Consider the following 24,268-nt stretch of genomic DNA (forward strand, 5'->3'; position numbering starts at 1 on the left):
TCAGCCGAGGTCCGGGATGCGCCAGTCGATCGGCTCGTGCCCCTGCGCGGCCACCGCTGCGTCGATCTGCGTGAAGGGGTGCGAGCCGAAGAACTTCTTCGCGGAGAGCGGCGAGGGGTGCGCGCCCTTCACGACCACGTGCCGCTCCTCGTCGATGAGGGGGAGCTTCTTCTGGGCGTAATTGCCCCACAGGACGAAGACGGCGGGGTCGGGGCGCTCGGCGACCGCGCGAATCACCGCGTCGGTGAACTTCTCCCAGCCCTTGCCCTTGTGGGAGTTGGCCTCCGAGGCGCGGACCGTGAGCACCGCGTTCAGGAGCAGGACGCCCTGCCGGGCCCACGGCATCAGATAGCCGTTGTCCGGCACGGGGTGGCCGAGCTCCTCCTTCATCTCCTTGTAGATGTTCCGCAGCGAGGGCGGGGTCTTCACGCCGGGCCGCACGGAGAAGCAGAGGCCGTGCCCCTGCCCCTCGCCGTGGTACGGATCCTGGCCGAGGACGAGGACCTTGACCTGGTCGTACGGCGTCGCGTCGAGTGCGGCGAACACTTCGTCACGCGGAGGGTAGACGGGACCCTTCTCCCGCTCTTGCTCGACGAACTCCGTGAGCTCCTTGAAGTAGGGCTTCTGCAGCTCCTCGCCGAGGACTCCGCGCCAGGACGCGGGCAGCATGGCGATGTCGGTCACGTCAACAACCTCCGGTGTGCGGTCACTTCTCACCACAGAACCTACCGGCGGCCACTGACAACCGACCCCTGCTGCCCGCTGCCCCCGCTACCAGCTGGTCTTGCGCTCCAGCTCCCACATCATCATGATCGCCGAAGGGTCGAGGGCGTTCTCGCCGCCCGCGATCTCCTCGCTCGCCATGATGTACTGCTTGCCCTGCCACAGCGGGAGCAGCCGCGCGTCGTCGACGAGGAGCTCCTGGGCCCGCTCGAAGTCGTCGGCCACCGCGCCCCGGTCGGCCTCGCGGCGCGAGCGCGGGAGCACCTCGTCGGTGATCTCCGGCACCGGGTAAGGCGTGTTGAGCACGTTCTTGGTGCCGATGAACGGCGCGATGAAGTTCTCCGCGTCGGGGAAGTCGGGGAACCAGCCACGGCCGAAGACCGGGTACTCGCGCTTCTTGGTCCCGGCGTCGAACTCGGTCCAGGGACGGCCCTTCAGCGTGATCTTGAACAGACCCGAATCCTCGAGCTGCTGCTTGATCTCCTTGAACTCGCCCTCGGTCGCCGAGCCGTAACGGTCGGTCGTGTACCAGAGCGTGAGCGGCACCGGTTCGTTGATCCCCGCGCCCTTGAGGATGTTCGCGGCCTTGGCCTTGTCGGGGTCTCCGTAGTCGTCGAAGAAGCCGGTGCCGTGCCCGGTGAGGCCCTGGGGGACCATCGAGTAGAGCGGCTCGACCGTGTCCTGGTAGATCTTGTGGGCGATGGCCGGGCGGTCGATGAGCTGGGCGAAGGCCTGACGGACCGGCTTCTTCCGGGCCCACGGGTCATCGGGGTTGAACACCAGGTAGCGGATCTCGGTGCCCGCGCCCTCGACGAGCTGGATGCCCTCGCGGGCGTTCTTGTTGGCCTGCATGTCGACGACGTCCTGCGCCGCGAGGCCGCGGAAGGTGACGTCGATCTGCTTGTTCTTCAGGGCCTCGACCATGGTGGCCGACTTCTTGAAGTAGCGGATCGTGACGGCGTCGTTCTTGCGGTCGGCCGCACCCTTGTAGTGGGTGTTCTTCACCAGCTCCGCCCGGTCACCGGCCTCGTACGACTCCAGGGCGTACGGCCCCGAGCCTGCGATCGTGGTGCCCTTGCGGAGCTTGTCCGCCGGGTACTCCAGGGGGTCGACGATCGACATGGCGGGCGTGGAGAGCACGAACGGGAAGGTGGCGTCCGACTTCTTGAGGCGGAACGTGACCGTCCGGTCGCCTTTCGTCTCGACCGAGTCGAGCGAACCGAGCAGACCGGCGGGCCCGCCCTTCACATCGATGCGCCGCATCCGGTCGAAGGTGAACTTGACCGCCTTCGCGTCGAGCGCGTGACCGTCGGAGAACTTGAGGCCCTCCCGGAGCTCGCAGGTGAAGACCTTGTTCGTCGCGTCGGTGAACTTGCACGACTCGGCCGCATCGGGCTCGGGCTCGGCCGCCCCGCTGGGGAAGCTCAGGAGGGTCTGGAAGACGTTGCGGTACAGCTCCCAGGAGCTGTCCCAGGCGGCCGCCGGATCGAGGGTGCTGGGAGCACTCATCGTGCCGACGGTGATCTGCTGCTCCTCGTCGGACTCGTCCGAGGAGAAGACCCCGCACCCAGAGAGCAGGGATATGGACACCAGCGCCGCGGCCGGCCGCAGGCCCCGGCGGGGCAGCCCGGCCAGGCCGCGGAGACCCGCCGCCGCCACCAGGCGAACTTCACTGAACACGCGCACGCTCCTCGATCGGCCATGCCATGGGTCGGGAGACAATATCGCAATGCCCCGCCGGGCCAACTCGCGGCGCCGACGGGGCACTTGATGCGCGTGTACGTCCCTTTTCAGGGGCGTAACCGGCGATTGGTCGCCCTTCGTCAGGCGACGCCCGCATTGAGGAAGATGCCGCCATCGACCACGAGTGTCTGCCCTGTGATCCAGTCGGACTGGCTGGACGTGAGGAACGCCGCGGCGCCCCCGATGTCCTCGGGCACACCGAGACGCCCCAGAGGATACGCGGCTGCGGCCTCCTCCTCACGCCCCTCGTACAGGGCCTGGGCGAACTTGGTCTTGACCACGGCCGGCGCGATCGAGTTGACCCGCACCTTCGGCGCGAACTCGTGCGCGAGCTGCAGGCTGAGGTTGACCATGGCGGCCTTGCTCATGCCGTACGCGCCGATGAACGGCGAGGGAGACACACCCGCGACGGACGCGATGTTCACGATCGCGCCGCCGTTCTCGCTCTGCCAGGCCTTCCAGGTCTGCTGGGCGAAGCCGAGCGCCGAGATCACGTTGGTCTCGTAGACCTTGCGGGCCACATTGAGGTCGAGCTCGGCCATCGGCCCGAACACCGGGTTCGTACCGGCGTTGTTGATCAAGAAGTCGACCCGCCCGAAGGCCTCCATGGCGCGCTCGACGGCTACCGCCTGGTGGGCCTCGTCGTGGGCCTTGCCCGCGACGCCGATGACGCGGTCGGCGCCGAGCTTCTCGACGGCCTCCTTGAGCGCGTCCTCGTTGCGTCCCGTGATGCACACACGGTCACCGCGGGCGACGAGCGCCTCCGCGATGCCGTAGCCGATGCCACGGCTCGCGCCCGTGATGAGCGCGGTCTTTCCGCTGTCCTGCACTGTCATCTCCGCATCCCTCCGGGACGAACTAGTTGAGCGGGCCGCCGGCCACGTACATGACCTGACCCGAGACGAAGCCCGCGGCGTCGCCCGTGAAGAAGGCGATGGCGTTGGCGATGTCCTCGGGGCGGCCGACGCGCTGCACCGGGATCTGCGTGGCGGCAGCGGCCTGGAAGTCCTCGAAGCCCATGCCGACGCGGTCGGCGGTGGACTTGGTCATCTCGGTGACGATGAAGCCCGGGGCCACGGAGTTGGCGGTGACGCCGAACTTGCCGAGCTCCTTGGCCAGCGTCTTGGTGAAGCCCTGCAGGCCGGCCTTGGCGGCGGCGTAGTTCACCTGGCCGCGGTTGCCGAGCGCGGAGGACGAGGAGAGGTTCACGATCCGGCCGAACTTGGCGTCCACCATGTGCTTCTGGCAGGCCTTCGACATCAGGAACGCACCGCGCAGGTGCACGTTCATGACCGTGTCCCAGTCGTTCGCGCTCATCTTGAAGAGGAGGTTGTCGCGGAGCACACCGGCGTTGTTCACGAGGATCGTGGGCGCGCCGAGCTCGTCGGCGATGCGGGCGACGGCCGCCTCGACCTGGGCCTCGTCGGACACGTCGCAGCCGACCGCGATCGCCTTGCCACCGGCAGCGGTGATCTGCGTGACGGTGTCCTTGCAGGCGGCCTCGTCGAGGTCGATCACCGCGACGGCGCGGCCTTCGGCGGCCAGACGCACGGCGGTCGCCGCGCCGATGCCTCGCGCTGCTCCGGTCACGACCGCGACGCGCTGCTCAGTGGTGGACATGCTGGTTCTCCTCGCCCTTGGGATGCGGCTCTACGGTACGCCCCGATGGTGAGCGACCGCTTAGTACCTTCAGCTGAACGAGACGCTAGAAGCCCTGGCACCCGGTGTCAACGGCACACCGGGAGCTGTGCTTCTTCACCTCACCAGGAGGTCGAGGAGTCGGTCCACCTCCGCGGCAGGATCCGCCGTGAGCCCCGTGTGCACCGGCCCCGGCTGCACGACCGTAGAGCGCGGCGCGATCAGCCACCGAAAACGCCGCCCGGCATCATCCCGCTCGGCCTGGCCCGCGCCTGCGCCGCCCGCGCAGATCCGCTCGACGGCGCCGAGCGCGGCCCGGATGCCCCCGAGGTCGGCCTCCGGGTCCAGGGCCCGCAGCTTGCCCTCGTCGAGGTGCGTACGGGCGGCCACGAAGGACTTGGCCCGGCAGTAGACCACCACCCCCGCGTTGAACTGCTCCCCGCGCTCCACGCGCGGCACGACGCGCACCAGGGCGTACTCGAAGACGTCCCGCTGGGCCGATGGGATCGGCGGCTGCTCGGTCACTGGGTGGCGCCCTTCCGCTGCGGCTCGGGCAGCTGGATCCGTTCATGGATGGTCCTGGCCCGCGGCAGCAGCGCCGCCACATAGGCGCGGCGCACGGCGTCGGGGTTCTCGAAGCCCGGCTCGTCCACCAGCCAGGCGTCGGGCACGTCGGCCGCGGCCGCGCCGAGCAGTTCCTCGGTGACGAGCGGGGCGAGCTCGGCGGCGGCCGCGGCGATGTCGGGGCCGAAGGGGGCGAGGGCGTGGTCGGACGCGTCGTACGGCTTGGCGGCCGCGGTCTCGGCGGTGCGCCAGTTGTGGTGCCAGATCATGCTCGCGCCGTGGTCGATGAGCCACAGGTCGCCGCCGGTCATCAGCATGTTCGGGTTGCGCCAGGAGCGGTCCACGTTGTTGATCAGCGCGTCGAACCACACGACGCGGCCCGCCCCCACCGGGTCGACCTCGTACGCGAGCGAATCGAAGCCGAGCGCGCCCGAGAGGTACTCCATCCCGAGGTTCAGCCCGCCGCTCGACTTGAGCAGCTCCTGCACCTGCTGATCGGGTTCGCCCAGGCCGAGCACCGGGTCGAGCACGATCGTCGTCAGGCCCGGCACCCGGAAGCCGAGTCCGCGCGCCAGCTGCCCGCAGATCACCTCGGCGACGAGCGTCTTGCGGCCCTGTCCGGCGCCGGTGAACTTCATGACGTACGGCGCGTACGCCCCCTGGCTGTCCACGGCCTCGACGAGGCCGGGGAGCGATCCGCCCTCCCGCAGAGGCGTGGCGTAGCGGACCGCGGTGACTTCAGTGAGCATTGGCCCAGGTTAATGCCGGTGCGAACACCGCTCGCGCAAGAAGTGCAGACGCGTTTGAACACGGGGGTGCGCGGCCTCGTACCACCAGACATGACCCTTTCGAAGGAACCCCATCCCGCGCTCACCCGCCGTTCGGTCGTCTCCGCGGCGGGTGTCGTGAGCCTGGCCGCCGCGCTCGCCGCCTGCGGTGAGAGCGACGACGGTTACGACTCCGACCCGGCCGCCGACGAGACGCCCGAGGAAGCCGCTGAGCCCGGCGGCGCCGCCGGGGCCGTGCTCGCCAAGACGTCCGAGATCCCGGTGGGCGGCGGCAAGATCTTCAAGAAGGAGGGGGTGGTGGTGACCCAGCCGACGGAAGGCGAGTTCAAGGCCTTCTCGAACCGTTGCACCCATAAACAGTGTCCGGTGACGAGTGCCGAGGGCGGCACCATCAACTGCCCTTGTCACGGCAGCAAGTTCGCGATCGCCGACGGGAGCGTGAAGGCCTCCCCGGCGCCGAAACCGCTGCCCGCGGCCCAGATCCGCGTGGAGGGGGACTCGATCACACTGGCCTAGGACTCTTCCAACTGCCGAGCACGTCCTCGGTGGTGGCGATGGTGGCCACCAGGGCGAGCGTGTTGCGGATCATCGCGGGCGCGTAGTCGGAGGGGACTCCCGCGATGGCGTCCGACGGCACGACGACGGTGTAGCCCAGGTTCACGGCGTCGAAGACGGCGTTCGGTATCGCCACGTTCGCCGACACGCCGGTCACCAGGAGGGTGCGGCACCCGAGGTTCCGCAGCAGCGGGTCGACATCCGTGCCCGCGAGGGGCGAGAGTCCGTGCAGCCGCCGTACGACGAAGTCCTCGTCGGCGACTTCGATGGGCGGCGCGATCCGCACGGCCTTGGTCCCGGACAGCTGCTGCACGGGCAGCCGCCCCGCGGCACGGAAGAGGCGGGCGTTGTGGTTGGCGCCCCGTCCGTCGGGCCGGCGTTCGGCGACGGCGTGCAGCACCGGGACACCGGCCAGGTGGGCGGCGGAGACGAGCCGGGCGACATTGGCGAGGCAGCCCGAAGAGCGTGCCTCTGCGGCGAGTTCGGGCAGCGCGCTCTCCGTCCCCACCACGCCCTGCTGGCACTCGACGGTCAACAGAGCGGTGGTGGCGGGGTCGAGGAGTTCCCTGAGCTGTTCGTGCGACGGCATGGCTCCCCCTGTCCGGGTCGTCCGGGACAGCCGAGGCATCCGGCGCCCGGGATGCGCGGAGGTTAGCCGCCATTGCGTCACGGCGGAAGAGACCGCATGCTTTCCTGACGCTCAGTCAGGTATGGCTGTGCGCCCACCTTTTCCACATGTCGCGGGAGGACCGATGGCCGTCACACAGCGCCGGGGCCGCAGGATCATGATGTCGCCGGACGAGCTCGACGCGTTCCTCGGCGCGGAACGGACCTGCCGGGTCGCCACCGTCTCCGGCGACGGCGCCCCGCACGTCAGCGCGCTCTGGTTCACCTGGGACGGCACGTCCTTGTGGCTGTTCTCGATCACCCGCAGCAAGCGCTGGGCGGACCTGCGGGGCGACCAGCGGATCGCCGTGGTGATCGACGCGGGCGTCGAGTACGGAGAGCTGCGGGGCGTGGAGCTGTCCGGGACCGCGGCCTTCGTCGCCGAGTCGCCGCGCGTGGGCGAACCCTGCCCCGAACTCGTCGTGCCTGAGCGTCTGTTCGCCCGGAAGTACTTCGGGATGGACACGATGCCGTACGACGGGAAGCACGCGTGGATCCGGCTCACGCCCGACGCGATCGCATCCTGGGACTTCCGGAAGCTGGCGGCACTGCAGGCCCGCCCCTGATCACAGCAGCAACCGGGACGACAGGAGTACCCGAGACCACAGGCCCACCCGCGATCACTGGCCCATCTCGGCCCCCGCCCCCTGGAGCGCCTCCACAGCCGCCCTGATCGACGGCCGGCGGTCCGCCTCCGCCCGCCACACCACGTACACATGACGGCGCACCCGATGCCGCACCGGAACCATCCGCACCCCGGCAGGCATCGGATCGCGCCCCAACTGGGGTGCCACGCACACGCCGAGACCCGCGGCCACCAGCGCGAGCTGGGTGTGATGCTCCTCCGCACGGTGTGCGATCCGCGGCTCGATGCCCTTGGCGCGCAGCGTGAACATCAGCCACTCGTGGCAGAACTCGCCCTCCGCCCAGGTGATCCACTCGTCGTCCGCGAACTCCTCGAGGTCCACTTCGGCGCGGTCGGCGAGGGGGTGCGCCGCGGGCATGGCGACATCGGCGGGGTCGTCCAGGAGGGACGCCTTGACCAGGCCTTCGGGCATCGGCAACGGCTTGTTGTACCAGTCGAGTACCACCGCCATGTCGATGTCCCCGCGCACCACGGCGGCCACTGCGGGCTGTGGCTCCAGCTCCTGGGAGCGGACGCGCAGGCCGGGGTGCCCGGCACGCAGCGCGCTCAGCGTGGCGGGCAGCAGGCCGCGCATCGCCGTGGGGAACGCGGCGATGCGCAGCTCGCCGACGGCCTTGCCGCGCTGCTCCTCCAGATCGGCCTTGGCCAGCTCCACCTGGGAGAGGATGCGCGCGGCATGCTCGGCGAGGAGCCGTCCCGCGTCGGTGAGCCGCACTCCGCGGCCGTTCTTGGCCAACAGCTGCTGGCCCACCTCGCGCTCCAGCTTCGTCATCTGCTGGGAGACCGCGGACGTCGTGACGTGCAGCCCCGCCGCCGCGCCGCTGACCGAGCCGTGCCGGGCCAGGGCGTCGAGCGTGCGCAGGCGCTCCAGGTTCAACATGTAAGCGATGCTACGCGATACCGGGCAGTTAATTTCGCTTGTTCTACGAGGTCCGGGTGGACCAAGGTGACATGCATGAGCGTCACCACCCCGCACGGCTCCCTCGCCGCCGCCTCCTCGGCCTCCCCCGCCTCCCCCGCCTCCTCGTCGGCCCCTGTCGAACCGAAGCCCCGCCGCGTCCTCGGCTGGCGCCTGCGCTTCGGCGTCCTCTCACTGATCTGGGGCTTCAGCTTCCTGCTGATCAAGGTCGGCACAGAGGGCTACGCGCCCTTCCAAGTCACCCTGGGGCGGCTGGTGTTCGGCACCGCCGTCGTCGCGGCCGTGCTCGTGACGAAGCGCCGGCGGCTGCCGCGCGGTGCACGGACATGGGCGCATCTCGCGGTCGCGGCGCTGTTCCTCAACGCCCTGCCGTTCTCGCTCTTCGCCTACGCGGAGCTGACGATTCCGTCCACGCTCGCCGGCATCTGCAACGCGACGTCGCCCCTGTGGGGCATGGCACTCTCCCTGGTCGCGCTCTCCGAGGACCGTCCGACGCGGCGCAGGGTCGCCGGGCTCGGCATCGGGTTCCTCGGAGTGCTCACGGTCCTCGGCGCCTGGCAGGGCTTCAGCGGCCTCGACTTCGGTGGTACCGCGATGGCGCTGCTCGCCTCGCTCTGCTACCCGATCGGCTGGATCTACGTGCGCCGCACCCTGGCAGGGACCGGCCACTCGAACCTGTCGCTGACCGGCGCCCAGCTCCTGATCGCGACCGTGGAACTGGCCGTGGTGACCCCGCTGTTCACGTCCTTCCCCACGCACTTCCCCGTCGTGCCGCTCCTCGCGATCGTGGCACTGGGTGCCGTCGGCACCGGCGTCGCCTTCCTCATCCAGTACGGCCTGGTCGCCGAGGTCGGGCCGACGACGGCCCAGATGGTCACGTACTTCGTCCCGGTCATCGCCACCGCCGCGGGCGTCGCCGTGCTCGGCGAGTCCCTGAGCTGGTCGACGCCGGTCGGCGCGGTGATCGTCCTGGCGGGCGCGGCGCTCACCCAGTCCAGGCCGCGCGAGCGCTCACGGAAGCCCGCTCACTCGTAGCGACGCGCGGGAGCGGGCCCGGTGGCGGACGCGACGGCGTCCGCCATGGCTTCGATGTCGCCGTCATCGAGCGTCGACACCGTGATCCGCACCCCGGGACGCGCGTTCATCCGGAACCGCGCCCCCGGGGCAACGGCCCACCCCGCGTGCAGCAGCCTGGCGACGGCGCCGGTCTCGTCCGGTACGGGCACCCACACGTTCATGCCGCTGCGCCCGTGCGCCGCCACGCCCCGCTCGGCGAGCGCGGCGATCAGGGCGTCACGCCGCTTCCCGTAGGACGCCGCCACCTCGGCCGCGTCCACCGCGCCGTCCGCCCACAGCCGCACCACGGCGCGCTGCGACAGATGGCTCACCCACCCAGGGCCGAGGCGCTGGCGCCCCTGCACGCGGTCGACGGTGACCGCGTCCCCCGTGAACAGGGCGAGCCGCAGGTCAGGTCCGTACGCCTTGGCCGTGGAGCGCACGAAGGCCCAGCTGCGGGTCACGCCCGCCAGGGGGTGCAGCGGCAGGTCGACGATGGCGTGGCCGTGGTCGTCCTCGATGAGCAGCACGTCCTTGTGCGCGGAGAGCACTTGGCGCAGGGCACGCGCGCGTGGGGCACTGATCGCGGCACCCGTCGGGTTCTGGGCGCGGTCGGTGACGATGAGCGCCCGGACGCCGCCGCGCAGCGCCTGAGCCACGTCGGCGGGCAGCGGCCCTTCGTCGTCCACGCCCACCGGGACCGTACGCAGCCCGAGCACCGGCATCAGATCGAGCAGGCTGCCCCATCCGGGGTCCTCGACCGCGACGGAGTCGCCGGGCTTGAGATGTGCGGCGAGCACGCGCTCGATGGCGTCGAGGGACCCGGAGGTGACGGCGACAGGGCCGTCCGGCACGCCGTCCTCGTCGAGGGCCACGCGCGCGTGGCGGGTCATTTCGGGGTCCACGGCCGCCTCCCCGTACAGCACGGGCCGCCGGTCGCCCTCCGCGGCGGCGGCCGCGAACACCTCGGCGAGCGGGGGGAGCAGTGCCGTGTCCGGATTGCCGTTCGACACGTCGCGCACCCCCGCGGGCACATCCACACGGATCAGCTCACGCACCGTCGTCGCCGGCTTGGGGCGTACGCGGCTGCCGCGCCGCCCCGCCGTCTCGATGACGCCACGTTCGCGCAGCGTGCGGTAGGCGGCGGCCACCGTATTGGGATTCACCCCGAGCCGCTCGGCCAACTCGCGCATCGGCGGAAGCAGTTGACCCGGCTCCAGCCCCCCGCCACCCACCGCGCGCTCCACGCTGGCAGCGATCTCAGCTGCACGTCGACCTTCGATCCGATACTCTCCTAGCACAAACCTGATTATGCACTAGTGCAATGGAGAAGGCAATGAGCGTCGCATCCGAGTCCGGCATCGAGACCGGCGTCGAGTCCGCCACCGACACCGTCTCGTACGCGCCGACCGACCTCACCGTCCCCACCCGCGGCCGGGACCGCGCCGCGTACGACCAGGAATTGGTGCACGCGATACTCGACGAGGCCTACGTCTGCCACCTCGGTTTCGTGCGGGACGGCGCTCCCGTCGTCCTGCCGACGCTGTACGGCCGGGTGGGCGAACGCCTGTACGTGCACGGCTCCACGGGCTCCCGGCCGCTGCGGATGGCGGGAGACGCCCGGAAGCAGGAAGAAGCCGACCCGGGGCTCGCGGTCTGTCTGACGGTCACCCACGTCGACGGCCTCGTCCTGGCCAGGTCGGCCTTCCACCACTCGATCAACTACCGCTCCGTGGTGATCCACGGCACCGCCCACCAGGTCACGGACCCCGAAGAGAAGCGCACCGCCCTGGACGCGCTCGTCGACCACGTCGTGCCCGGCCGATCCGCCGACTCCCGCCCCGCGAACGCGAAGGAACTCGCCGCGACCGCCGTGCTCAGCCTCGACCTCGCCGCGGTCTCCGCCAAGCTCCGCACCGGCGGCCCGAGCGACGACCCCGAGGACCTGGACCTCCCGCACTGGGCCGGCGTCGTCCCGCTCCGCAAGGGCCACGACCCCCTCGTCCCGTCGGCCGACCTGGCCCCCGGCATCGAAGCGCCCGACTACCTGATCGAGCTGTGATGCTGATCCACCCCTGGGACGCGCCGCGCTCCGACGCCGAGTGGCAGCAGTGGCTCTCCGGCCACGACTTCGGGCAGCTCGCGGTGAACGGCCTGCCCGGAGAGCCCCCGCACGTCCAGCCCGCGCACTTCGCCTACGAGACCGGCCACGGCCCGCACGGCCGGGTGATCACCCACCTGGCGCGCCCCAACCCGCTGTGGCCCGCGCTCGAAGCCGATCCCGAGGTCCTGCTCAGCGTGGTGGACGACTACGTGTACGTGCCGGGCCCCTGGCAGGCGCCGCCGGGCACCCCGCCCGAGCACGGCGTGCCGACCAGCTTCTACGCCGCCGTCCAGCTCCGCTGCACGGCCCGCGTCGTGGACGACCCGGCGGAGAAGGCCGAGCTCCTCAACCGCCAGGTCGCCCACTTCCAGCCGGAGGGCGGCTCGTCCCCGGCCGCGGCGGGAGAGGCCCCGTTCGGCCGCATGCTCTCGGGCATCCGCGCCCTGTGCCTCGAAGTGACCGACGTACGAGCGAAGTTCAAGTACGCCGGCCGCAAGCCGATGGACGTCCAGGAGCAGATAGCGGCGGCCCTCACGGAGCGCGATGGCCCCAGGGACGCGGCGGCGCGGACGCACCAACTACGCCGCCGCTGAGCGCCCTTTCAGGGGCGCGGGGCTGAGACATGTGCGGCTCCGCCGCGTGGGGGCGATCAACCCCACCGGCCTGCGGGCTCAAGACGACACTCGCGGGGCCCTGCCACCCACACCGCGCCCCGCGAGTTCCCGCGTCTCGGCGGCCGCCAGTCCCGTCACCGCGGCCAGCATCAGCAGAGTCCCCAGCACTGTCGACACGGTCAGCTCCTCACCGAGCAGCACCACCGCGATGACCGCGGCGCTCAGCGGCTCGAGGAGCGTGATCACGGAGACGGTCGCGGACCGGATGACGGCCGCGCCCGCGAAGTACAGGGCGTAGGCGACCGCCGTCGGGATCACGACGATGTACAGCAGGTAGACACCCATCCGCGCCGGTTCGGCGGCGTGCGGGACCAGGCCCTCCACCGCGGCGAGCGGCAGCAGGCAGACGGACACCACGGCGAACGACCAGACCGTGGTGTCGGACGAGTCGGCGCCGCCGTCCCGCCCCCACCACCGCGTGAGCAGCGTCATCGTGGCGTACGCGGCCGCCGAGAGCAGGCCCCACCCGACGCCCGCGGGACGCACGCTGGCGTCACCGCCGCCCAGGACGAGCACCACGAGCCCTGCCAGCGCCCCGGCCACGGCGACGGCCCCGCCGCTCCCGAGCCGCTCGCCCATGGTGAACCGCGCCCCGAGCGCGATGAGAACGGGCCCGGCGCCCATGGCGACCACCGTGCCGACCGCGAGTCCTGTCGACTCGACGGCCGCGAAGTAGGCGGTCTGGAACACGGCGAGGGCCACGCCGGTCGCCACGATCCGCGGCAGCCTGCGCCGCAGCGGCGCGGCCCCGGCGGCGTACGAGGACCGTCGGCGCGCCCGCAGCAGACGGACGGCGAACAGCAGCACGAAGCCGCCCGCGCACCGCCAGAAGGACAGGGCCACCGGCCCCATGTCACTGGCGTCGAAGACCAGCGCGGCAGCGGCACCCGCGGTGCCCCAGGCCGTTCCGGCGACGATCAGGTAGAAGAGGCCTCGTCCGACGGACAGGCCGGAGTCAGCAGTCGACACATTCGACACGTGAGTTCTCCGCAGAAAGGAAAGAAGAAGTGCTCTGGCTCCGTCTGCGGGCAGCGTCGTTCCACCCGGCGACCGGCCGGGTGTGATCCAGGAGGTGCCCGCGCTTAAGCGGCGGGAGGCGGAAGAACGAGCGCGCGTGAATGCATGATCAACACCCTAAGCGGCAGTGCCTGTTGACGACAACTGTTCCTTCGGCTCCGGCGCCCCGCCCGCGGTAGGCCCCTCCCGCGGCTTGGCGGGCGTGGACGACTGCGCGATGAACGCCCCCGCGAGCACCACGGCGCCCCCGATGATCTGCGGCGCCGACAGGTGTTCGCCCAGCATGACCCAGGCGAGCACGGTCGCGATGACCGCTTCCAGACAGGCCACGACCCCCGCGACCTGCGGCGAGAGCCGACGCACCGAGAGCACCCCGGTGACGTACGCGACGACGGTCGCGATCAGCACGATCCAGGCGATGAGCGCCCACGCGGGCACGGCCGAGCCGTCCATGTCCGCGCTGCCCGCGAGCACCGACCAGTCCATGCCCCAGGGGCGCGCCACCACCGTCAGGACCGCGGCCCCGATGAGCAGTCCGAACGCGATGACGCCGAGCGGATCGGGGGCGTCGTCCCCGGCGTCGCTGCCCTGGTCGGACAGCACGAAGTAGCCGACCTGACAGCACGCGGCGCCCAGCGCGAGCAGCAGCCCCACGGCGTCGAAGCTCAGCCCGGCCCACACCTCCACGACGCAGGCGAGGCCGCCGACCGCGAGCACCACGCCCACCGCGGCGGCTCGCGTCACGGGCCGGCGCTGCACGAAGCGCACCCAGCCGAGGACGAGCGCGGGCGCGAGATATTCGACCAGGAGCGCGACGCCGACGGGGATGCGGGAGATCGCCGCGAAGTAGCAGGCCTGGACACCTGCGACGGCGAGCAGGCCGAAGCCGAGGAGGAGCGCGGGCCTGCGGAGCAGCAGTCCACGGTGGCGCCAGGCGACCGGCACCATCACCAGGGCGGCGCCCGCCACTCGCAGCCACACCACGTGCAGCGGGTCGAGACCCGCCTCGATCAGCGGCTTGGCGGCGACGCCCGAGCCGCCGAAGGCGACCGCCGACCCCAGGGCGAGCCCCAGGCCGACGCCTCTCCCCTGGCTCAGCCGTGAGCCTGTCTGTTTCCCCCGAGACGCTTGCACCGGGACATCATGACAGGACGTGTCATGAGCGTCACCCCTGATAGACCCTGTCTCAATCGGCGGACGTCTCGGCGTACGGATCGGCGTATGGAGCGGCATACGGGTCGATGAACGCGTCGGCCGACGATCCGGTGAACGGATCGTCCTCGATGCGCCGGAGGATCACCCCCGCATCGGCCCCTGCCCGCCCCAGGACCTCGACCGCGCGGCAGTCCGGATCGGCGAGAAGCCCCGCGAGGAGGTCGACGCCGGCGGCGCGCGGTTCGCCGCGCCGCTCGGCCCGCGCGATGGCCGCGGCCATGGCGGCGGTCGCGGACGGCGACCAGCCGGTGTCCTTCACGGGGCCGGACTGCACGGGAACGGAGTTGCCCGCCCGGTCGCCCGCCCGCACCATCGGCACCGCTCCGGAGTCCTCGACCGTGCCCTGCCACTGCAGGCCGTAGCCGATGCTGCGCTGGACGAGATAGCCGAGGAGCCGCACCACTTGAGCCTCGTCGTCCAAGGCCGCCCGCACATCCGGGTCGGTCTCCAGCAGGGAGTGCAGCAGATGCGCGGTGTCGATCTGCCGGTCCCCGTCCCGCACCGCACGCCGGCGCGCGCCCGCCATCACCGACGCCAGCGCGGCGTTGAGTCGGGAGTCGGTCTCTGCTCGGGTCGGGCCTGGCTCGGCGCCCTGGGGGGTACGGCTTTGCACACCTCCCACCCCATCAGCCACCGGGTTCGGCGTCATCGGCGGCGGGAAGCATCTTCGCGTCCGACACAGGTTGGGTACGCATGTGTCGCTTCTCCTCCTTACGGATGAGATCTCACTGTTCTTCCCCGAGGGGCGCGCGCCGCCTTGATTCGCGCCGGGCACGCAACCATGGCACGGGGGTCACTCGTCTCTCAGGCATGGAGTGCGGGTGCTGGATGGTCGCGCTGCCCGCGATCGACGGCAGACAGTACGTGTATCGGGTGTACGCACCCGATGACGCACTGCCCGCCGACCTGTTCTGGGACGCCTGGCACTGCCACGACGAAAGCCCGTTCCCCAGGGCGTGCGACCTCTTCGACGCGGCGGTGATACGCAGGGTCGGCTGACCCGCGGCCCCTATGCGGCTCGCGTCCCGATGACGACGGTCGCGTACATCTCCTCGTCACTCACCGACCGTGCGACCAGACCGCCGTCGGCAACCGCTTCGAGCGCGTACGGCACCTGCCGCTCGCTCGTCTCGAACAGCAGCCGCCCGCCGGGCGCCAGCCAGCGCGCCGCGTCCGCGGTCACCCGCCGCAGGACGTCGAGGCCGTCCGCACCGCCGTCGAGCGCCACCCGCGCCTCGTGGATCCGCGCTTCCGGCGGCAGGAGACCCACCTCTTCGGTGGGTACGTAGGGGACGTTCGCCAGGAGTATGTCGACGCGGCCCCTCAGGGCTCCGGGCAGCGGCTCGTAGAGGTCGCCCTCGTAGACCCGTCCGCCCGTGTCGGCGACGTTGCGCCGTGCGCACCGCACGGCGGCGGGGTCGATGTCGGCGGCGTGCAGTTCGACCCGCTCGACGGAGGCGCCGAGCGCGGCCCCGAGCGCGCCCGAGCCACAGCACAGGTCGACGACGACCGCGCCCGGCCCGGCGAGCGCGGCGGCCTGGCGCACGAGGAACTCGGTGCGCCGCCGGGGCACGAAGACCCCGACGTCCACGGCGATCCGCAGACCGCAGAACTCCGCCCAGCCCAGGACGTGTTCGAGCGGCTTGCCGGAGACGCGCCGCTCCACCATGGCGGCGAGTTCGGCGTGGTCACGCGCGGTGGCGACGAGCAACGACGCCTCGTCCTCCGCGAAGACACAGCCCGCGGCGCGCAGCCTGGTGACGATGGCGGAAGGCGTGAGGGACGTTATGGACGGTGAGACCGACATGATGCGGAGGAACCTTTCGGGATACCGATGGGGCTCCCTCGGTCACCTATGCCGGGTGAACCGCGCGGTCGCGAAGGGGGAGCGCCCGACCTGCTGCTGCGGTAATGGGTCTCACCTCCTGGGTCCTTCTGCCCGCGTCCGTCGCGGGGATGGCAACAGTACCCGACCCGGTCACGGGCAGGTCCGCCGAGGTGACCACAACATCTGACGGTTCATCAGTATTGAATGTTCCGGGCCCTGCGGCTACGTTCCGCGACACCGCAGCTGCGCCCCGCCGCAGCGCCCAACGAGAAGGGGTCGTCGCATGGCCGAAGTCAGCGCGGAAGCACGGATCGAGGCGCCCGCCGAGAAGGTCTGGGCCCAACTCACCGACTTCTCCTCGTACGGCGAGTGGAACGCCACCCACACGAGCTTCCCCCAGGGCGCCCCCACCAACTTGGAGGCGGGCGGCACGTTCGCGGAGAACATGAAGCTCATGGGCTTCCCCGCCGAGGTCAACTGGACGATCGAGGAACTGGAGAGCGAGCGCACCCTGGCGATCAAGGGCAAGGGGCCGATGGGCGTCACGGTCGGCACCCGCTACACGCTCTCCCCCGAAGGGGACGCGACGAACGTACGCATAGACGGGGAGTTCACGGGCGCGGCGGTCTCCTTGATGGCGGGCAAGCTGAAGGATTCGGCGACGGCGGCGCTGAACGAGTCGCTGCGAAAGCTGGCGGGCCTGGTGACCTGACCTCCCGCACGCAAAGAGGCGCCCCACACTCAAGTGCGGGGCGCCTCAGCGGCACGCCTCAGTCCTCATCGGCGAGGATCAGATACAGCTTCTTACGGGCGTCGTTGATGACCGTCAGAGCCTTGTCGCGCTGATCCTTGCTGCCGGTCTTCCAGACCTGGCCGAACGCCTCCATCAGACCGAACCCGGCCTGGCGGATCTCGCTCAGCGTCTCCCAGTCGACCCCGCGCCCGGCCTCTTCCCAAGGCGCGTCGGGACCTTCTTCGGCCGCGGTGGTGCCGGCCTCGGTGAGCGAGAAGAGCTTCTTGCCGCCCTCGCTCGCGCTGACGATCAGGCCCTCGTCCTCCAGGAGCTGGAGGGTCGGGTACACCGAACCCGGGCTGGGCTTCCACGCCCCGCCGCTGCGCTCGGCGATCTCCTGGATCATCTCGTAGCCGTGCATCGGCCGGTCCTTCAGGAGGGCCAGGATCGACGCGCGTACGTCGCCGCGCCGCGCCCTGCCTCGCGGACCGCCCCTGCCGCCTCGTCCGCCGCCCCAAGGGCCGCCGGGCCCACCGGGACCGCCGAAGCCGGGACCGAAGGGACCGAACGCGGAGCGCCGCCCTTCAAAACCACCCCGACCCTCGTGGCCGGGGCCACGCCTTCCGTGCTCGTGCTCATATCCGTGGGAACGCATAGCAATCACTCCTCGTGCACTTGTAGGTCTGCGACATCGTTGATCTGTCGCGATGCGTCAACGATATATCGGAACCACTCGTCTGGCAAGGCCCTACCAGACGACAGGTGTCCTGTCTCACTCAATCGAGTCGTTTTCTCAGCGAACCGAGTCGTTCGGGGTTCTGTCTCAGCGAACCTAGTCGCGCGGTTGAGGGCGCTGGGGGTGCTGGATGGCTGTACCGGCCGGGGTGGATCACGCGGGGCCGTGCATCGAGTTGTCGTACGTGGACGCGGTGCACGGGCGTCGTCGGCGTCCACTGCGGGACTGTGTGACGGGCCGGTTCGAGGATGTCGATCCTGTACGTACGTTTCGCTGGTCGCGCGGTGAGCGTCATTTTCCGGGCTGGTACTGGTCGGCGACGACCGGGCGGCACGTCGGCTTTGAGTCGTGGCTGGAGCGGGACCGGCTGCTGCTGATGGACTTCGATCCGAGCGTGGTGGGGATTGGCTCGCAGCCGTTCTGGCTGCACTGGCATGACGGCGAGCGGGAGCGTCGGCACGCCCCGGACTACTTCGTGCGCCGCGCGGACGGCTCGGCGGTGGTCGTCGATGTTCGTGCAAACGATCGGATCGAGCCGAAGGACGCCGAGGCTTTCGAGGTGACGCGTCTGCTCTGCGCCCAGGCCGGGTGGAGGTTCGAGCGGCTGGGAACACCGGACGCGGTACTGCTCGCGAATGTCCGGTGGCTGTCGCGCTACCGGCACCCACGGTGTCTGCACCACCCGACGGCTGCCCGGCTCCGGGAGGTCTTCGCAGCCCCGGGACCTCTCATGGTGGGGGCAAACATCGCCGGGGACCGGCTGTTGACGCTGCCGGTGCTGTTCCACCTGCTCTGGATCCAGGATCTGACCTCCGAGGAGATGACGGTCGAGTTGCTGGGTCCGCGCACGATCGTCCACTTGGCCAACGGAGCCAGCCGGTGACCGGGAAGAGGCGAGTGCCGCAGACGTCCCGCATCGCGGAGTTTCCCGAGGCTGCCGCTGAACAGGCCCGCTGGTGGGAGAGGCACATCCTGGAGGTCTTGCACGGCCTGCCGCCAGATGCTCCAGAAGGGGCCAAACCGCGGCCGGAGTTCGATCCGAAGAAACACTCGCTGGCCCAGCGCGAGCGGGCCAAGGCTGCGGAGCTGACGGCAGCTGGGCACCAGGTGTCAGCCAGCGGAATCAAGCAGCGGCGTCAGCGCTACCAGGGGGATGGTCTGGTCGGGCTGGCGGACCGCCGGTCGGCCAAGCTGATGCAGGCTTTCGGCCAGGTCGAGCCTGCCGTGGTGGAGGCCATGCGGCAGGCGATTGTCGAGACCGCCGAAGCATCGTCGAGGACGATCGGTTTCATTATCTGGCGGACCAAGCAGATCCTGTCCGACCAGGAGGAGACCACCGGCATTGAACTGCCGTCGCGGGCCACGCTCTACCGGCTGTTCGACAAGCTCGCCAGGGGCACCCATGCCACCGGGTCGGCCCGAACCCGCCGATCGATCGGTGCACGGCCATCTGGGCCATTTGGCGAAGTGCCGGCGAGTGCGCCCGGCGAGCTGATGCAGATCGATTCCACGCCGATGGACGTGCTGGTGAGACTGGATGACGGTGTCGCCGAGAAGGTTGAACTGACGGGCATGGTCGACATTGCCACCAGGTCGATCACCGCAGCGGTGTTGCGGCCCTCCACGAAGGCCGCGGACGCCTCCGCGCTGCTGGCTCGCAGCGTTACCCCTGAAGCGATGCGTCCTGGCTGGGCGGAAGCCTTGCGAATGTCCCAGTCAGCGTTGCCGCACCGGCGACTGCTGAGTATCGACAGGCGCCTGGAACACGCGGCCGCTCGCCCGGTGATCGTTCCGGAGACGATCGTCTGCGACCACGGCAGCGTCTTCATCTCGCACGCCTTCCGCGCGTCCTGTCGCTATTTGGGCATCAACCTGCAGCCAGCCCACAAGGCGACGCCGACCGACAAGGGCACGATCGAGAAGACCCTGAGCTCTGTTGCCACGTTGTTCGCCCAGTTCGTCGCGGGATACACCGGCTCGACGACAGGCCGCCGCGGCCGGGGCCTGGAAGAAGGACCGCTGTGGTCGCTGCCCGAAATTCAGAACCTCCTCGACGAATGGATCATCGCCGACTGGCAGACCAGGCCCCACGACTCACTGCGCGACCCGGACGCACCGGCACGGGCATTCTCGCCGAACGAGAAGTACGCCACGCTCCTTGAGTCCTGCGGATACGTGCCAGTGCCGCTCAGCGGGGAGGACTACGTCGAGTTGCTGCCGGAGCGCTGGCAGGCGATCAATGCCTACGGGATCCGCATCAAGCACCGCACCTACGACAGCCCCGAGTTGAACCCGCTGCGCCGCCAGCGCTCCGGGGCGACGACGAAGAAGGGCCTGTGGGAGGTCCACTACGACCCCTACGACGTCTCCCGGATCTGGGTACGCGATACCGGCGCCGATCGGTGGATCACCGTGTTCTGGAAGCATCTGCACCGCGCCGGAGTCCCCTTCGGCGAGCTCGCCTGGGACCACGCTCGCGCCCAGGTCCCCGGCGGCACCGAGGAGCAGATCGCCGACGCGGCCGCAGCCCTGCTGCGGCGGGCCCATGACGGTCCCGCCGCAGAACAGGACCGTCCGGCCAAGCGCTCGAAGCGCGACCGCCGCGTCGCCGCTCGCACCCGGGCCACCACGACCGACCGCCCGGTCCCCGATCCGCCCGCCACCAAGACCGAACACAACGACGAGTCGGACACCGAACTCGCCGACGTCATCCCGCTGGGCCTGTTCGACCCGCTCGCCAACCCCTGGAGGCGCACGTGACCCCCTCCTGCCCAGCGGCCGGGCCCACGGCAGTGCAGGAGGCCGACGCAGAGGCGAACCGGCAACTGACCACCCTGGCCGGCTGGCGGAAGTTCATCGACGGCCCGCCTCCCAGCCCGGTCCGACTGTCCCCGACCGAACTGCAGCAGCTGTCACCAACCGAGCGGGACCTTTACGACGAAGACCGCCTCGACCATCACGCCCGGATGCTCACGGTCTCCACGTCGTTCGTCGAGAAGACGCGGATCTGCGGCCGTCGCCTGGTCCTGCTGAACCGGCACGCGATCAGCGCCCGCCGCGGACTGATGGTCTCGGGTCTTCCAGGCACGGGCAAGACCAGCGCAATCGCCCAACTCGGCCGCGCCCACGAACTCCTCGACCGAGCCCGTCACCCGAAGGTCGGCGACCGAATCCCGGTCCTCTACATCACCGTTCCGCCCGCTGCGACCGCCCGCATGGTCTCGGCAGAGTTCGCCCGGTTCCTGGGGCTACCGGTCCGTCCGCGGTCGAACATGACCGACATCATCGAGGCCGTGGTGGGGGTCTCCACAGACACGCGCACCGGGCTCGTGCTCGTCGACGAGATCCACAACATCTCGCAAAGGACCCAGGCCGGGGCCGAAGTATCCGACACCTTGAAGTACTTCTCCGAGCGCATCCCCGCCACCTTCGTCTATGCAGGCATCGACTTGGAGAGCAGTGAACTGCTGGTCGGCACGCGGGGCGCACAGATCGCTGGCCGCTTCACTCTCGTCCCCACCGGCCCGTTCCCCTGCGGCGACGAATGGAAAGCGCTGATCGCGACCATGGAAGAGACTCTGATCCTGCACGACCATCCACCGCGCAGTCTGGTCAAACTGGACCGCTACCTGCACAACCGCACCGACGGGATGATCGGCGCACTGTCCCACGCCATCCGGGGCGCCGCGATCGACGCAGTCCTCAACGGCACTGAGTGCATTACCAAGGACGGCCTCGATGCGATCCCTCTGGATCACGCGGCGGAGTCCGTCCGTCCAGCTCGCAAGCCCGCCAGACAGCGATGACCGACGTCCCTCGACTGCCGATCTACGTTCGCCCCGCTGACGGAGACACTGTCGCCTCCTACATCCGGCGCCTCGCGCATGCCAACCACGTCGTTCCCTCCGATCTGCGTTCGCATCTCTGCGAGTCGGGCTCCTCAGGTCCTCCGAGCGTTGAGAAGCTCGCCGAGGCCGCCGGGCGTCCCCTTCTTGACCTGCAACGGGCGCTGACGGACACCCGATGCGAAGTCTGTCGCCAGCCCATGCGCAGCCGGAAAGCCAGAGGTCGTCCAGCCCGGTGGTGCTCCGCCCGCTGCCGGGTGACCGCCCGCCACAAGCGGGCACCACTCTCTCGCCAGGGCGCCCGCCGGCGCGCTCTCTGTATCGCTCCCTGTGGTCAGTGCGGCACCGTCATCGAACGCAACCGCCCCTTCCGTTGGTGCTCCCAGACTTGCCGTCAAGACGCCTACGAAGCCCGCTGGTCGAACAACCAGTGCGGACAATGCGGCCTCCAACAGGAAGCAGGCTTGGCTCGCGAGGGTGACACACCGGTCTGGTGCTCACATTTCTGTCGCGCTGCTGCCGATCGTGAACGTCTCAGAGAGCGTCCGGCGTCCGGTCCTGCGCAAGAACGCGAGGCCTGATGTCTCAGCGGCAGTCGCTTCCCCGGGCCGTCTCCCCGTTCCACGACGAGACCGTGGCTTCCTTCCTCAGCCGGCTCGCCGATGCAAACCACCTTCCCGCCGATCAGCTCCTGCCTCTCCTGGAAATCCGCCGCACCAAGAAGACCCCTGCCAGCTCACTCCTGGAGCCGCTCGCCAGGGCGGTCGGCCTCCCCACCACGACCCTCAAACTGGCTCTCCCCGAATTCCTCGATCCAGACGCCCCAGACTGTCCCGGAACGGTCGGCCGTCCGCGAAGCGCTCTGCACACCGCTATCCAACGGCCCGCTTGCCGCCGCTGCACCAACGCAGCGGGCATCACGTCACCCGTGTCCTGTTGGACCACCCACGACCGCAACGTCTGTCTCCGTCACCGCCTCTGGATCGGTGACGGGATCACCCGGGTCGACGAGCAAGTCGACGTTTCCAGGCTCCCGGACACGCTGAAGGCCCAAAGGCGCCATCGAAACTTGATCACCCGCCATGGCCGCCGCTGGGTCCGGAACGCCTACCGCAACGCACGCAAGATCTACTTCAACTGGATGCAGGAGACCGCTGATCCATTCGACGTGCTCGACACAGCGCGTCGCATCCTCCCCGATGACACCGGCGAACCACCTTCGCGAGACCTGACCTTCTCCATGGTCTTTCACCCTCAAGTCGTGGCGCTCACTGGACTCCTCGCAAGCCAGGAGTGGGAACGGCACGCCGTCTCGACCGGCCACGTCACCTGGCTCGTTGAACAGATCACGGATCGAAATATCCTCATCGGCTACATCCCCAAAGAACGCACGGACCCCCTGATCCAGTGGGTCGAGCGGTACTTCTCCCTCCACAGGTTCATTGCTTTCCACCGCAGCCGACGGATCGACGACGCGTTCTTCCCCCGCGAAGTCATCCCTCCACCGCGCACCCCCGGGGACAGCGGCGCTGAAACACGACGGAGTTTGGTCACTCCGTACTTGCTCTACTGAGTCCCGACCGGGCCAACAACGACCTTTCGTCTCAACGAACCGAGTCGGCCTGTCTCAACCAACCCAGTCCGCGCAGGTCAACGCCACGCGAACGACTAACTTCGTTGAGACAGGACAACAGGCAGAGGCCCAGGTCAGAGGCCCAGGTCAGCAACGGACGAGAGGGGACGCGCCGGACGGACATACCGACCTGGCCCCGCCCTCAGAACGGTCAAGCCCCGCGCCCCGCGCCCACTGGGTCCACCCGGTCCACCGCGTCCACCGCGTCCACCGCGTCCACCGCGTCCACCGCGTCCACCGCGTCCATCGCGCCGAGCCACCACCCGCCCGGACCAGGACCAGGACCAGGACCGGGGCCACTCACCAGCAATTGGCCTTGTCCCACCCCCACATTGGCCCGCTAGCGTCCTCCACATGCCGACTCCTCACCGCATCCGCATCGTCGACGCCTTCACCGACCGCGCCTTCGCGGGCAACCCCGCAGGCGTACTCCTCCTCGACGCCTTCCCGGAGGACACCTGGCTCCAGAACGTGGCCGCCGAGGTCAATCACGCCGAGACCGCCTTCGCCCACCCCCTCCCCCCGCACGGCGAAGCCGACTGGGCGCTGCGCTGGTTCACCCCCGCCACCGAGGTCGACCTCTGCGGCCACGCCACGCTCGCCACGGCCCACGTCCTGCAGGTCACCGGCACCGCCGACGGCCCCGTCCGGTTCGCCACCCGCAGCGGCATCCTCACCACGACCGCCCGCCCCGACGGCACCATCACCATGGACTTCCCGACCGCCCCGCTCACCCCGGCCGAGGTCCCCGCCGGAGCGGCGCAGGCGCTCGGCGCCGAGCCGCTCGCGGTGTACGACACCGGCGCGAACCTCGGCGACCTGCTGGTCGAACTCGCGGACGAGAAGACAGTGCGCGGCCTCACCCCGGACCACAAGGCCCTCGCCCAGCACTCCAAGCGCGGCATCATCGCCACCGCACGCGCCGAAGACCCCACCCGCGGTTACGACTTCGTGTCCCGGGGCTTCTTCCCGAACGTAGGCATCGACGAGGACCCGGTCACCGGCAGCGCCCACACCGCCCTGGCCCCCTTCTGGTCCCAGCGCCTGGGCCGCGCGGAACTCACCGGCCTGCAGGCATCGGCCCGCAGCGGCCTCGTCCGCACGGAACTGCGCGGCGACCGCACCCTCCTGACGGGCCGCGCGGTCACCGTCATCGACGGAGAGCTGCACGCCTGACGCCACTGT

At 70.1% G+C, this 24,268-nt stretch carries 27 protein-coding genes; 12 read left to right on the forward strand and 15 right to left on the reverse strand.

Translation table 11 applies throughout. From position 1 onward, the window contains the following. From ung to AC5P1C_RS19115, 6 genes are all read right to left on the reverse strand, one after another. Positions 1–684, reverse strand: coding sequence for a uracil-DNA glycosylase (gene ung / locus AC5P1C_RS19090; RefSeq protein ID WP_493867053.1), 684 nt, complete (start codon positions 682–684; stop codon positions 1–3). Positions 685–771: 87 nt separating this feature from the next. Next, on the reverse strand, positions 772–2,382 hold the full coding sequence (locus tag AC5P1C_RS19095; protein WP_493867107.1) for an ABC transporter substrate-binding protein: 1,611 nt from the start codon (positions 2,380–2,382) through the stop codon (positions 772–774). Between the two features lie 164 nt (positions 2,383–2,546). Further along, on the reverse strand, positions 2,547–3,302 hold the full coding sequence (locus tag AC5P1C_RS19100) for an SDR family oxidoreductase (RefSeq protein ID WP_493867054.1): 756 nt from the start codon (positions 3,300–3,302) through the stop codon (positions 2,547–2,549). 22 nt (positions 3,303–3,324) lie between these two features. Beyond that, complete coding sequence (gene fabG, locus AC5P1C_RS19105; RefSeq protein ID WP_493867055.1) at positions 3,325–4,086, reverse strand: 3-oxoacyl-ACP reductase FabG; 762 nt, start codon at positions 4,084–4,086, stop codon at positions 3,325–3,327. Positions 4,087–4,221: 135 nt separating this feature from the next. Then, positions 4,222–4,629 (reverse strand): DUF3037 domain-containing protein, encoded by a 408-nt coding sequence (locus AC5P1C_RS19110; RefSeq protein ID WP_493867056.1) that lies wholly within the window; start codon positions 4,627–4,629, stop codon positions 4,222–4,224. Further along, the gene (locus AC5P1C_RS19115) at positions 4,626–5,417 is read right to left on the reverse strand and encodes a HipA family kinase (RefSeq protein WP_493867057.1); all 792 of its coding nucleotides are present in this window, start codon (positions 5,415–5,417) and stop codon (positions 4,626–4,628) included. The genes AC5P1C_RS19110 and AC5P1C_RS19115 overlap by 4 nt, the downstream gene beginning before the upstream one ends. Before the next feature lie 90 nt (positions 5,418–5,507). Between AC5P1C_RS19115 and AC5P1C_RS19120 the strand changes: the two genes are divergently transcribed. Then, positions 5,508–5,972 carry a Rieske (2Fe-2S) protein gene (locus AC5P1C_RS19120; protein WP_493867058.1) on the forward strand — a complete coding sequence of 155 codons (465 nt, stop codon included), beginning with the start codon at positions 5,508–5,510 and terminating at the stop codon, positions 5,970–5,972. On the opposite strand, the gene AC5P1C_RS19125 is transcribed toward AC5P1C_RS19120, so the two are convergent. Next, positions 5,959–6,600, reverse strand: a complete 642-nt coding sequence (locus AC5P1C_RS19125; protein ID WP_493867059.1) for a cysteine hydrolase family protein — start codon at positions 6,598–6,600, stop codon at positions 5,959–5,961. The two genes, AC5P1C_RS19120 and AC5P1C_RS19125, sit on opposite strands and share 14 nt — an antisense overlap. A gap of 163 nt (positions 6,601–6,763) precedes the next feature. Between AC5P1C_RS19125 and AC5P1C_RS19130 the strand changes: the two genes are divergently transcribed. Then, positions 6,764–7,243 (forward strand): pyridoxamine 5'-phosphate oxidase family protein, encoded by a 480-nt coding sequence (locus tag AC5P1C_RS19130; protein WP_493867060.1) that lies wholly within the window; start codon positions 6,764–6,766, stop codon positions 7,241–7,243. Between the two features lie 54 nt (positions 7,244–7,297). Here the strand turns inward: AC5P1C_RS19130 and AC5P1C_RS19135 are convergent, their stop codons facing one another. Next, positions 7,298–8,203, reverse strand: a complete 906-nt coding sequence (locus AC5P1C_RS19135; RefSeq protein WP_493867061.1) for a LysR family transcriptional regulator — start codon at positions 8,201–8,203, stop codon at positions 7,298–7,300. A gap of 75 nt (positions 8,204–8,278) precedes the next feature. Here AC5P1C_RS19135 and AC5P1C_RS19140 point away from each other — a divergent pair, with 75 nt between their 5' ends. Continuing rightward, positions 8,279–9,277 carry a DMT family transporter gene (locus tag AC5P1C_RS19140; protein WP_493867062.1) on the forward strand — a complete coding sequence of 333 codons (999 nt, stop codon included), beginning with the start codon at positions 8,279–8,281 and terminating at the stop codon, positions 9,275–9,277. Here the strand turns inward: AC5P1C_RS19140 and AC5P1C_RS19145 are convergent. Further along, entirely contained in the window at positions 9,268–10,599 is a 1,332-nt protein-coding gene (locus tag AC5P1C_RS19145; RefSeq protein ID WP_493867063.1) for an aminotransferase class I/II-fold pyridoxal phosphate-dependent enzyme, read from the reverse strand. The two genes, AC5P1C_RS19140 and AC5P1C_RS19145, sit on opposite strands and share 10 nt — an antisense overlap. Before the next feature lie 35 nt (positions 10,600–10,634). Here AC5P1C_RS19145 and AC5P1C_RS19150 point away from each other — a divergent pair, with 35 nt between their 5' ends. Further along, positions 10,635–11,360 carry a pyridoxamine 5'-phosphate oxidase family protein gene (locus tag AC5P1C_RS19150; protein WP_493867064.1) on the forward strand — a complete coding sequence of 242 codons (726 nt, stop codon included), beginning with the start codon at positions 10,635–10,637 and terminating at the stop codon, positions 11,358–11,360. Then, positions 11,360–11,995, forward strand: coding sequence for an FMN-binding negative transcriptional regulator (locus AC5P1C_RS19155; RefSeq protein ID WP_493867065.1), 636 nt, complete (start codon positions 11,360–11,362; stop codon positions 11,993–11,995). Before AC5P1C_RS19150 ends, AC5P1C_RS19155 begins: the two co-directional genes overlap by 1 nt. 78 nt (positions 11,996–12,073) lie before the next feature. Here the strand turns inward: AC5P1C_RS19155 and AC5P1C_RS19160 are convergent, their stop codons facing one another. From AC5P1C_RS19160 to AC5P1C_RS19170, 3 genes are all read right to left on the reverse strand, one after another. After that, positions 12,074–13,045 carry a DMT family transporter gene (locus tag AC5P1C_RS19160; protein ID WP_493867108.1) on the reverse strand — a complete coding sequence of 324 codons (972 nt, stop codon included), beginning with the start codon at positions 13,043–13,045 and terminating at the stop codon, positions 12,074–12,076. A gap of 165 nt (positions 13,046–13,210) precedes the next feature. Next, positions 13,211–14,227: an EamA family transporter gene (locus AC5P1C_RS19165; protein ID WP_493867066.1), complete on the reverse strand. Its 1,017-nt coding sequence runs from the start codon at positions 14,225–14,227 to the stop codon at positions 13,211–13,213. Positions 14,228–14,279: 52 nt separating this feature from the next. Further along, positions 14,280–14,921: a peptidase gene (locus tag AC5P1C_RS19170; RefSeq protein ID WP_493867067.1), complete on the reverse strand. Its 642-nt coding sequence runs from the start codon at positions 14,919–14,921 to the stop codon at positions 14,280–14,282. A 215-nt stretch (positions 14,922–15,136) separates the two neighbouring features. On the opposite strand from AC5P1C_RS19170, the gene AC5P1C_RS19175 reads away from it, so the two are divergent. Then, a complete protein-coding gene (locus tag AC5P1C_RS19175; protein WP_493867068.1) occupies positions 15,137–15,307 on the forward strand; it encodes a hypothetical protein in 171 nt (56 codons plus the stop codon). Positions 15,308–15,317: 10 nt separating this feature from the next. Here the strand turns inward: AC5P1C_RS19175 and AC5P1C_RS19180 are convergent, their stop codons facing one another. After that, complete coding sequence (locus tag AC5P1C_RS19180; RefSeq protein ID WP_493867069.1) at positions 15,318–16,115, reverse strand: putative protein N(5)-glutamine methyltransferase; 798 nt, start codon at positions 16,113–16,115, stop codon at positions 15,318–15,320. Positions 16,116–16,419: 304 nt separating this feature from the next. On the opposite strand from AC5P1C_RS19180, the gene AC5P1C_RS19185 reads away from it, so the two are divergent. Continuing rightward, positions 16,420–16,848, forward strand: coding sequence for a type II toxin-antitoxin system Rv0910 family toxin (locus AC5P1C_RS19185; RefSeq protein WP_493867070.1), 429 nt, complete (start codon positions 16,420–16,422; stop codon positions 16,846–16,848). A gap of 58 nt (positions 16,849–16,906) precedes the next feature. On the opposite strand, the gene AC5P1C_RS19190 is transcribed toward AC5P1C_RS19185, so the two are convergent. Continuing rightward, entirely contained in the window at positions 16,907–17,524 is a 618-nt protein-coding gene (locus AC5P1C_RS19190; protein WP_493867071.1) for a PadR family transcriptional regulator, read from the reverse strand. A 211-nt stretch (positions 17,525–17,735) separates the two neighbouring features. Here AC5P1C_RS19190 and AC5P1C_RS19195 point away from each other — a divergent pair, with 211 nt between their 5' ends. From AC5P1C_RS19195 to AC5P1C_RS19210, 4 genes are all read left to right on the forward strand, one after another. Beyond that, a complete protein-coding gene (locus tag AC5P1C_RS19195) occupies positions 17,736–18,488 on the forward strand; it encodes a TnsA-like heteromeric transposase endonuclease subunit (protein WP_493867072.1) in 753 nt (250 codons plus the stop codon). 14 nt (positions 18,489–18,502) lie between these two features. Next, positions 18,503–20,365, forward strand: a complete 1,863-nt coding sequence (locus AC5P1C_RS19200; RefSeq protein WP_493867073.1) for a TnsB C-terminal domain-containing protein — start codon at positions 18,503–18,505, stop codon at positions 20,363–20,365. A 32-nt stretch (positions 20,366–20,397) separates the two neighbouring features. After that, positions 20,398–21,411: an ATP-binding protein gene (locus tag AC5P1C_RS19205; RefSeq protein ID WP_493867074.1), complete on the forward strand. Its 1,014-nt coding sequence runs from the start codon at positions 20,398–20,400 to the stop codon at positions 21,409–21,411. Between the two features lie 619 nt (positions 21,412–22,030). Then, positions 22,031–23,023, forward strand: coding sequence for a TniQ family protein (locus AC5P1C_RS19210; protein ID WP_493867075.1), 993 nt, complete (start codon positions 22,031–22,033; stop codon positions 23,021–23,023). Positions 23,024–23,234: 211 nt separating this feature from the next. On the opposite strand, the gene AC5P1C_RS19215 is transcribed toward AC5P1C_RS19210, so the two are convergent. After that, the gene (locus AC5P1C_RS19215; RefSeq protein WP_493867076.1) at positions 23,235–23,387 is read right to left on the reverse strand and encodes a hypothetical protein; all 153 of its coding nucleotides are present in this window, start codon (positions 23,385–23,387) and stop codon (positions 23,235–23,237) included. Between the two features lie 50 nt (positions 23,388–23,437). Here AC5P1C_RS19215 and AC5P1C_RS19220 point away from each other — a divergent pair, with 50 nt between their 5' ends. After that, positions 23,438–24,259: a PhzF family phenazine biosynthesis protein gene (locus AC5P1C_RS19220; protein WP_493867077.1), complete on the forward strand. Its 822-nt coding sequence runs from the start codon at positions 23,438–23,440 to the stop codon at positions 24,257–24,259. Positions 24,260–24,268 lie beyond the last annotated feature (9 nt).

The organism is Streptomyces sp. A18, assembly GCF_059026065.1.

Excerpts from the sequence above, each read along its gene's own strand:
- AC5P1C_RS19195 (WP_493867072.1), top strand. The coding sequence starts at position 17,736 with ATGGCTGTACCGGCCGGGGTGGATCACGCGGGGCCGTGCATCGAGTTG.
- AC5P1C_RS19130 (WP_493867060.1), top strand. The coding sequence starts at position 6,764 with ATGGCCGTCACACAGCGCCGGGGCCGCAGGATCATGATGTCGCCGGAC.
- AC5P1C_RS19115 (WP_493867057.1), bottom strand. The coding sequence starts at position 5,417 with ATGCTCACTGAAGTCACCGCGGTCCGCTACGCCACGCCTCTGCGGGAG.
- AC5P1C_RS19175 (WP_493867068.1), top strand. The coding sequence starts at position 15,137 with ATGGTCGCGCTGCCCGCGATCGACGGCAGACAGTACGTGTATCGGGTG.
- AC5P1C_RS19190 (WP_493867071.1), bottom strand. The coding sequence starts at position 17,524 with ATGCGTTCCCACGGATATGAGCACGAGCACGGAAGGCGTGGCCCCGGC.
- AC5P1C_RS19155 (WP_493867065.1), top strand. The coding sequence starts at position 11,360 with ATGCTGATCCACCCCTGGGACGCGCCGCGCTCCGACGCCGAGTGGCAG.
- AC5P1C_RS19185 (WP_493867070.1), top strand. The coding sequence starts at position 16,420 with ATGGCCGAAGTCAGCGCGGAAGCACGGATCGAGGCGCCCGCCGAGAAG.
- AC5P1C_RS19135 (WP_493867061.1), bottom strand. The coding sequence starts at position 8,203 with ATGTTGAACCTGGAGCGCCTGCGCACGCTCGACGCCCTGGCCCGGCAC.
- fabG (WP_493867055.1), bottom strand. The coding sequence starts at position 4,086 with ATGTCCACCACTGAGCAGCGCGTCGCGGTCGTGACCGGAGCAGCGCGA.
- AC5P1C_RS19180 (WP_493867069.1), bottom strand. The coding sequence starts at position 16,115 with ATGTCGGTCTCACCGTCCATAACGTCCCTCACGCCTTCCGCCATCGTC.
- AC5P1C_RS19120 (WP_493867058.1), top strand. The coding sequence starts at position 5,508 with ATGACCCTTTCGAAGGAACCCCATCCCGCGCTCACCCGCCGTTCGGTC.
- AC5P1C_RS19125 (WP_493867059.1), bottom strand. The coding sequence starts at position 6,600 with ATGCCGTCGCACGAACAGCTCAGGGAACTCCTCGACCCCGCCACCACC.
- AC5P1C_RS19140 (WP_493867062.1), top strand. The coding sequence starts at position 8,279 with ATGAGCGTCACCACCCCGCACGGCTCCCTCGCCGCCGCCTCCTCGGCC.
- AC5P1C_RS19150 (WP_493867064.1), top strand. The coding sequence starts at position 10,635 with ATGAGCGTCGCATCCGAGTCCGGCATCGAGACCGGCGTCGAGTCCGCC.
- AC5P1C_RS19210 (WP_493867075.1), top strand. The coding sequence starts at position 22,031 with ATGTCTCAGCGGCAGTCGCTTCCCCGGGCCGTCTCCCCGTTCCACGAC.
- AC5P1C_RS19220 (WP_493867077.1), top strand. The coding sequence starts at position 23,438 with ATGCCGACTCCTCACCGCATCCGCATCGTCGACGCCTTCACCGACCGC.
- AC5P1C_RS19100 (WP_493867054.1), bottom strand. The coding sequence starts at position 3,302 with ATGACAGTGCAGGACAGCGGAAAGACCGCGCTCATCACGGGCGCGAGC.